The sequence below is a fragment of the Micromonospora sp. NPDC048170 genome (genome assembly GCF_040652795.1).
Classification (GTDB): Bacteria; Actinomycetota; Actinomycetes; order Mycobacteriales; family Micromonosporaceae; genus Micromonospora.
Genome location: NZ_JBEZMR010000003.1, coordinates 207,677 through 215,594 on the forward strand (window position 1 = coordinate 207,677; position 7,918 = coordinate 215,594).

General features: G+C 70.9%; 3 protein-coding genes and 2 pseudogenes. 4 read left to right on the forward strand and 1 reads right to left on the reverse strand.

What is annotated here, in order from left to right:
• Nucleotides 1–97: 97 nt before the first annotated feature.
• On the reverse strand, nucleotides 98–1,357 hold the full coding sequence (locus AB0D32_RS07490) for a hypothetical protein (protein ID WP_357086114.1): 1,260 nt from the start codon (nucleotides 1,355–1,357) through the stop codon (nucleotides 98–100).
• A 587-nt stretch (nucleotides 1,358–1,944) separates the two neighbouring features.
• Between AB0D32_RS07490 and AB0D32_RS07495 the strand changes: the two genes are divergently transcribed.
• From AB0D32_RS07495 to AB0D32_RS07510, 4 genes and pseudogenes are all read left to right on the forward strand, one after another.
• On the forward strand, nucleotides 1,945–4,002 hold the full coding sequence (locus AB0D32_RS07495) for a DNA topoisomerase IV subunit B (protein WP_357086116.1): 2,058 nt from the start codon (nucleotides 1,945–1,947) through the stop codon (nucleotides 4,000–4,002).
• A gap of 38 nt (nucleotides 4,003–4,040) precedes the next feature.
• Nucleotides 4,041–4,301, forward strand: a pseudogene (locus tag AB0D32_RS07500) (DNA gyrase subunit A); the annotation flags it as partial.
• Nucleotides 4,302–4,472: 171 nt separating this feature from the next.
• A pseudogene (locus AB0D32_RS07505) lies at nucleotides 4,473–5,075 on the forward strand (LAGLIDADG family homing endonuclease); the annotation flags it as partial.
• A 174-nt stretch (nucleotides 5,076–5,249) separates the two neighbouring features.
• Nucleotides 5,250–7,829 (forward strand): DNA topoisomerase (ATP-hydrolyzing), encoded by a 2,580-nt coding sequence (locus tag AB0D32_RS07510; RefSeq protein WP_357086537.1) that lies wholly within the window; start codon nucleotides 5,250–5,252, stop codon nucleotides 7,827–7,829.
• Nucleotides 7,830–7,918: the final 89 nt, after the last annotated feature.

Consider the following 7,918-nt stretch of genomic DNA (forward strand, 5'->3'; position numbering starts at 1 on the left):
GCTGCCCCTTGGCGGCGGGCGTCGGGCGGGGTTCACCCGCCTCCGGACGCGAGGAACCCCGCGCCGGGTGGCGCGGGGTTCCGGGACGCGGTCGTGGTCAGGAGACCGTGATCGAGCCGTCCCCGGCGCGGACGCAGGCCACGGACCGCGCACCGGTGCTGGCCGCGCCCGTCAGGCACTGCCCGAGCACCTGGTGGCCGGCGGCGTTCGGGTGCCACGACTCCTGGCAGGTCTGGAAGTAGCTCACGCAGGTGTTCGCGATCCGCTGGATGGCGATCTTGTCCTTGCCGGCGAGGCTGGTGACGAAGACGCCGTTCGGCGGGTTGTCCTGGAGCCGGATCGGGGTGGCCAGGGCTCCGGTCGGGCTGGTCGCCGACTCGCAGAGCCGGGCGCCGTCGAAGGCCCGCTGCACGTTGAGGTAGACCAGGTCCGCGCCCGGGAACTCGGCGGCCAGGGTGTCCCGGGTGGACTTCACCAGCGTGCCCAGCCCCTGCGAGAAGCGGTGCCCCGGCAACAGGCTGGCCCGGTGGATCGGGCAGCCGGCCGCGTACCGCTCGGCGCCCAGCGCGCGGAACTTGTCCCTGGTGTCGTCCCGGCTGTCCTCCTCGTGGAACCCGGGGGCGAGGTCGAGCGGCAGCGGGTTGGTGTAGTCCTGGAAGACGATCCGGTGCTGACCGTCGGCGTCGATCTCGCGCAGCGTGGTGAGGAGCTGGCGTACGGCCGAGGTGGTCTCCGCGGTCGCGGCGTTCCACTGGGCGGCGGTGGCCAGGTCGGCGTCGGTGCAGGGCTTCTGCTCCACCGGGCCGCCCAGGTAGGCCCAGAACTCCCACCAGCCGGTCCAGGCGTCGGCGATGAACCGGTTGGCGCACTTCACCGCGACGTCCCCGAAGGTGAACGAGCTGTTGTTCGAGCCGAGCCCGAGCAGCACCAGGTCGATGTCGTGGGTCCGGCCGACCGCGCGGAGCTGGTCGAGCTGGGCGGCCACCTGACGACCGCTGGCGCGGGCCGAGGAGGCGGTGGCGATGTCGTGCGGCTGGCCGCCGGAGCAGGCGAGGTTGAACCGGTCCTGGATGCCCGGCAGGCTGGCCCGGTGCAGTGACGCGTTCGCCGAGCGGTGGCAGAAGAACGCGTTGTTGTTCGGGGCGGTCCAGCCCGGGAAGCCCTGGGCGGCCCCGTTGGCGTCGACCACCGGCGTGTACGCCCCGGCGCCCTCACCGCTGATGAAGCTGTCGCCGAGCGCCACGGCGGCGGTGGGCGGGGCGGCCGAGGCCGGGGCCGGCAGCCCGACGGCGGTCGACAGGGCGGCCGCGGCGACGGCGAGCGCCGCAGCGAGAGTGGTACGACGGAACCTGGACATGACGTCCCCCATCTGTCCATCGAAATATGAAAGATCCTCTGAGGGCGAGATCACATCATTTCAATGCGACGGACGTCAATGATCCGTAACAAGATCTTTCGATGGAGGACACTTCCGTCCCGGTGCGCCGACCGGCCTTCACCCGGCTGCCGGGGCCGACGCCGGCCGCGCCCCACCCGGTACGCGGCCGACCGTCCGTGAATCTCGGGTTCGGACGGCGACGACGGTCGGCGGTCGACGACGCGGGCCATCCGGCGCGCGGGGAGAACTCCCGTGCCGTGGCGCGTGGGGAAAGCCCGTGCCGTGGCGCGTGCGCCGCGCCGGGAAGGCCGGCCACGGTGCCGTTGTTGTCCAGGTGGACCCGCCGGCAGCCGACCCGTTCGCAAACCGGGCACGGCGCGCCGAGGCGCCGGAACCGGACGGAACGCGCGACCATGCCACCCCGGCCCGAGCCGCGACGAGGGGCGCGCCCCGCTGCGGGGCGCCGTCGTCCTGTCGCATCTCCCGGTTAGGCTCGCTGCGGCGCGCGGGCCGACCGATGACGTCGGACGCGGCACCACACCGCCGAGACCTGGGAGTACGACCAGTTGACCGCAGAGCCTGAGACCCTGTACGGGGCCGACGACCTCACGCACCTCGAGGGGCTGGACGCCGTCCGCAAGCGGCCCGGCATGTACATCGGCTCCACCGACAGCCGTGGCGTGGGTCACCTCGTCAACGAGATCCTCGACAACTCGACCGACGAGGGCGTCGCCGGCCACGCGACGAAGGTCGAGGCGACGCTGCACGCCGACGGCTCGGTCCAGGTCGACGACGACGGGCGGGGCATTCCCACCGACGTGCACGCCAAGTCCGGCATCTCCGGCGTCGAGCTGGTGCTCACCCGACTGCACGCGGGTGGCAAGTTCGGCGGCTCCGGCTACAAGACCTCCGGCGGTCTGCACGGCGTGGGCGCCTCGGCGGTCAACGCGCTATCCCGCCGGTTCGACGTCACCGTCCGGCGGGGCGGCAAGGTCCACGCGATGTCGTTCCGGCACGGTGTGCCGGGGATCTTCGACGGCGACGGCCCCGACGCCGCGTTCACGCCCGGCCCCGGGCTCCAGGTCGTCGGCGCGATGAAGCGCGGCCAGCGCACCGGCACCTCGATCCGCTGGTGGCGCGACGACCGCTACTTCGAGACCGGCGCCACGCTGGACGTCGACGCCGTGCGGATGAAGCTGCGCAACACGGCGTTCCTGGTGCCGGGCGTGAGCTACACGTTGCGCGACCACACCGGCGAGGAGCCGACCGAGGAGCGCTTCCACTACCCCGACGGTCTGACCGACATGGTGGAGTTCCTCGCCCCGGCCGGCGACCGGCCGGTCTCCGGCATGCTGATGGTCACCGGCGAGGGCGCCTACCGGGAGAACGCCGCCGACGCCAACGGGGTCATGCAGTCCAACGTGCAGCGTCGGGCCGAGATCGAGGTGGCCTTCCGCTGGGGCACCGGCTACGAGCGCACCGTCGAGTGCTTCACCAACACCATCCGCAACGCCCACGGCGGCACCCATCGCAAGGGCTTCGAGCGGGGCCTGGCACGTACCCTCGCCGACGCCGTCCGCAACACCCGTGGCCTGCTCAAGGCCAAGGAGGACCCGCCCACCCTGGACGACGTCCTGGAGGGCATGACCGCGGTCGTGCACGTCCGGATCCCGGAGCCGCAGTTCACCTCGCAGACCAAGGACGAGCTCTCGACCGCCGGCATCACCAAGGTGGTCCAGGTGCTGGTCGAGCAGCACCTGAAGGCATGGCTGGAGGACCGGAGGACCAAGGCCGAGGCGCGTACGGTCCTCCAAAAGATCGTCGACGCGGCCCGGGTGCGGCTGACCCAGAAGCAGCAGAAGGACGCCGCCCGGCGCAAGACCGCCCTGGAGGGCGCGTCGATGCCGCCCAAGCTGGTCGACTGCCGCGCGGCTGGCATCGATCGCAGCGAACTGTTCATCGTGGAGGGGGACAGCGCCCTCGGGACAGGTCGACTTGCCCGATCCGCCGAATACCAGGCGCTCCTACCGATCCGGGGCAAGATCCTCAACGTGCAGAAGGCCAGCCTCCAGCAGGTGCTCGACAACGCCGAGTGTGCCGCGATCGTGCAGGTGCTCGGCTCCGGCTCCGGCCGCACGTTCGACCTGTCGGCGATGCGCTACGGCCGGGTGCTGATCATGGCGGACGCCGACGTGGACGGCGCGCACATCCGCACCCTGCTGATCACGCTCTTCGCCCGCTACATGCGACCGCTGATCGAGGCCGGCCGGCTCTACGCGGCGATGCCACCCCTGCACAAGATCACCACCAGGGGGCGCAACCCGCAGACCATCTACACCTACACGCAGGCGGAGATGGAGGCGACGGTCCGCAAGCTGGAGAAGGCCGGCAAGCAGATCGTCACCCCGATCCCGCGGTTCAAGGGCCTCGGCGAGATGGACGCCGACGAGCTGTGGGAGACCACGATGAACCCGGCCACCCGGGCGGTCCGCCGGATCACCCTCGACGACGTCGACGCCGCCGAGCGGATCCTCGAACTGTTGATGGGGGAGAAGGTCGAGCCGCGCCGCAACTGGCTGATCGACTCCGCCGACCGGGTCGACCGCGAGGCGATCGACGCATGACCGCACCCGCCACCACTCGCCGGGAAGTGAGCTGAACGATGGCACGCCGCAAGGACGACCGCGCCAAGGTGGACCTGTCCGCCTTCGACCAGGCCGGCGCGCGGGTCTTCGACAACCCGCTGGTCACCGAGGTCTCCGACTCCTACCTGGAGTACGCCTTCTCGGTGATCCACTCCCGGGCCCTGCCCGACGCCCGCGACGGCCTCAAACCGGTGCACCGGCGCATCCTCTGGTCGATGCACGAGCAGGGGCACCGCCCCGACCGGGGGCACGTCAAGTCCGCCCGCATCGTCGGCGACTGCTTCGTCGCCGGGACCCTGGTCTCGACGCCCGAGGGCCTGCGACCGATCGAGGGTGTCGACATCGGTGACCTCGTGCGGGACGGCGACGGGGTTGCCGTCCCGGTGACCGCTGTCTATCGGAACCCGGAGTCGAACCTGGTCCGGGTCACGTGGAGCAACGGCCACACCATGGTCGTGACGCCCGGACAGCGGTTTCGCGTGGTGGATGAGGACCTGGCTGTCCGGTGGGTGGAAGCTCAGGACCTGACCGGCCATCTCACTGTCGCGTACGGGGCGCGCCGCTGGGCGGCACCCGCATCGGGCGGTGACCTGTACGACTATGTCCGTGGGCTCGTGGTGGCTGAAGGCTTCGCCGTCGATCGGTCTCGTGACGCGGATGGTCGCGTACGGCTGCACATGTGCGACGTCGAACCGCTCGACGTCGCCCACGGATGGGCCATAGCGAACGGATTGAACGCCTCCCGAGGTAAGCGCGAAGCAAGCAATCCCCACCATCGCGACCAGCACATCCTCACATTCGCAAGGCACGAGGGTCTGCTCGAGGCCGGCATGCCACTCAGTCACGCGAAGCGCGTGCCCGACGACGTGCTCGAAGACCGCTCCGCGTGGGCGCCGTTCCTCGCTGGCTTCTTCGATGGTGACGGCTACATCCGCAAGCGTTACCGGGAAATGGTCTTCGTGAGCACCAGCGACGTACTGGTGCGCCAGATCTACTCCATGCTTGCCGACCTGGGGGTGCACGCTCACTACTGGAACAGCGGACGCGACGGCCACCGCCGGCTTCTCGGCCTGTCCGTCACCGGTCGGGATGCCGCTGTGGTCGCCGAGCTGCTCCTGCCCTGGGTGCGGATCGGTTACAAGGGCGACGGCCTTCGGCGGATGGTCGAGCTGGGCTATCGATACGGAGGCAAGCAGGGCAACGACCGCCTGCCGTGTCGGCCGGTGATGCAGGAGTTCACCAACGCCCATCAGGGCGGCGGATGGTTCCGCGACGAGGACGGAAACGCCTTCCGGGCGTCTCTGGCAGGTCCCGGAAGCAAGGTGCGGTACGGCAAGGATCGCAACGGCGTGCCTTTGTCGGAGCGGTCGTTTCCACTCTGGCGCGCGGAGCGGGACGGTTGGGTCCGGAAGCTCCGGCGCATCGGCTCGCCCCTCGCTGGCCGGCTTGAGGCGTTGACCGGGCGGTCGTTCCTGCGAGTCGTCTCCGTCGAGGCCGTAGCTTCCGCCACCACCTACGACATCCAGGTCGGGTCCGACGAGCACGCCTTCGTGGCTGAGGGCTATGTGGTCCACAACTGCATGGGCAAGTATCACCCGCACGGCGACACCGCGATCTACGACGCGATGGTCCGCCTGGCCCAGGGCTTCTCCCTGAACGTGCCACTCATCGACGGGCATGGAAATTTTGGAAGCCCGGACGATGGACCGGCAGCGGCGAGATACACCGAGGCCCGGATGTCGCGGGAGGCGATGCTGCTCGTCGGCGAGCTGGGTGAGGACACGGTCGACGTCGAGCCCAACTACGACGGCTCGCTGACCCAGCCCACCGTGCTGCCCGCCGCGTTCCCCAACCTGCTGGTCAACGGCGCGTCCGGGATCGCGGTCGGCATGGCGACCAACATGATCCCGCACAACCTCGGTGAGGTCGTCTCCGCCGCCCGTTGGCTGATCAACCACCCGGACGCCACGCTGGACCGGCTCATGGAGTTCGTTCCCGGGCCGGACCTGCCCACCGGTGGCCTGCTGCTCGGGCTCGACGAGGTGCGTCGGGCCTACGAGACCGGGCGCGGCGTGGTCCGGATGCGGGGCAAGGTCGAGATCGGCCCGCTGGAGGGGAGCCGGGGCCGGCAGGCGATCACCGTCGTGGAGCTGCCGTACGGCGTCGGCGCGGAGAAGGTCATCGCCGCGATCACCAACGAGGTCAACAAGACCAAGCGGCTCACCGGCATCGCCGATGTCAAGGACCTCACCGACCGGGAGAACGGCACCCGCCTGGTGATCGAGTGCAAGGTCGGGGTCAACCCGCAGGCGCTGCTCGCCGACCTCTACCGGCTCACCCCGCTGGAGCAGTCGTTCGGCGTCAACAACCTGGTGCTGGTCGACGGGCAGCCGCAGACCCTCGGGCTGAAGGCGCTGCTGGAGGTCTTCCTGGCCCACCGCTACGAGGTGGTGACCCGGCGCAGCTCCTACCGCCGCCGCAAGCGGGAGGAGCGGCTGCACCTGGTCGACGGCCTGTTGATCGCCCTGCTCGACATCGACAAGGTGGTCAAGCTGATCCGGGGCAGCGACGACGCGCAGGCCGCCAAGGACGGCCTGATGCGCCAGTTCGGCCTCTCGGACATCCAGGCCACCTACATCCTGGACACTCCGCTGCGCCGGCTGACCAAGTACGACCGGATCGAGCTGGAGGCCGAGCAGGAGAAGCTCCGCAAGGAGATCGCCGAGCTCTCCACGATCCTCGACGACCCCAAGGTGCTGAGGAAGGTCGTCTCCGACGAGTTGGCGGCGGTGGTGAAGCAGTTCGGCGCGGCGCGCCGCACCACCCTCGTCGACGGGGACCTCAAGGAGGTGCTTGCCGCGTCCGCGCCGGCCGGTCCGCTGGAGGTCGCCGACGATCCGTGCCAGGTGATCCTGTCCGCGACCGGACTGGTCGCCCGGACGGCGGCCGAGTCGGAGGAGGCGTCCGAGGGGCGCCGGCGGCACGGCCGGGTCAAGCACGATGCCGTACGCGCCGTGGTGCACTCCACCGCCCGGGGCCGGGTGCTGTTGGTGACCAGCGCCGGCCGGGCCTTCAAGGTCGACGTGCTGCCGCTGCCGGTCCTGCCCGAGCAGGCGGGAACGGTGTCGCTGCGCGGCGGGATGGCCGCCGCCGAGCTGGTGCCGCTGGAGTCGGGGGAGACCGTGGTCGGGTTGGCGCCGCTCGGGCCGACGGCCGAGGGCTCCCCGGGGCTGGCGCTGGGCACCCGGCAGGGCGTGGTCAAGATCTGCGCGCCGGAGTGGCCCGTCCGCTCCGACGAGTTCGAGGTGATCGCGCTGCGGGAGGGCGACGAGGTGGTCGGGGCGACCTGGCTCACCGACGGCGCGGAGACGCTCACCTTCGTCACCTCGGAGGCGTCACTGCTGCGCTTCTCCGCCGGAGTGGTCCGGCCGCAGGGAGTCAAGGGCGGCGGCATGTCGGGCATCAACCTGTCCGCCGACGCCCGGGTGGTGTTCTTCGGCGCGGTCCGCACCGACGATCCGGGCCACGGCGAGCCGATGGTGGTCACCTCCACGGGTGCCACGGTGAAGGTCACGCCGTTCCAGGCGTACCCGGCGAAGGGGCGGGCGACCGGCGGGGTGCGCGCCCACCGCTTCCTCAAGGGTGAGACCGACGTGGCTGTCGCCTGGGTCGGGCCGCGCCCGGTGGCCGCCACCGCCACCGGCGAGCCGGTGGAGCTGCCGGCGGCGGATCCGCGCCGTGACGGCTCCGGCTTCGCCGTGATGCTGGGCCCCACCGTCATCGGCCACCAGATCGAACGCGACTGACCATCCACCACGGGGAGGGGGGGGGCGTCGGCACCCACCGCCCGGGCGCCCCGGTGGACGAGTACAACACCACCAGCCACGACCCCCCG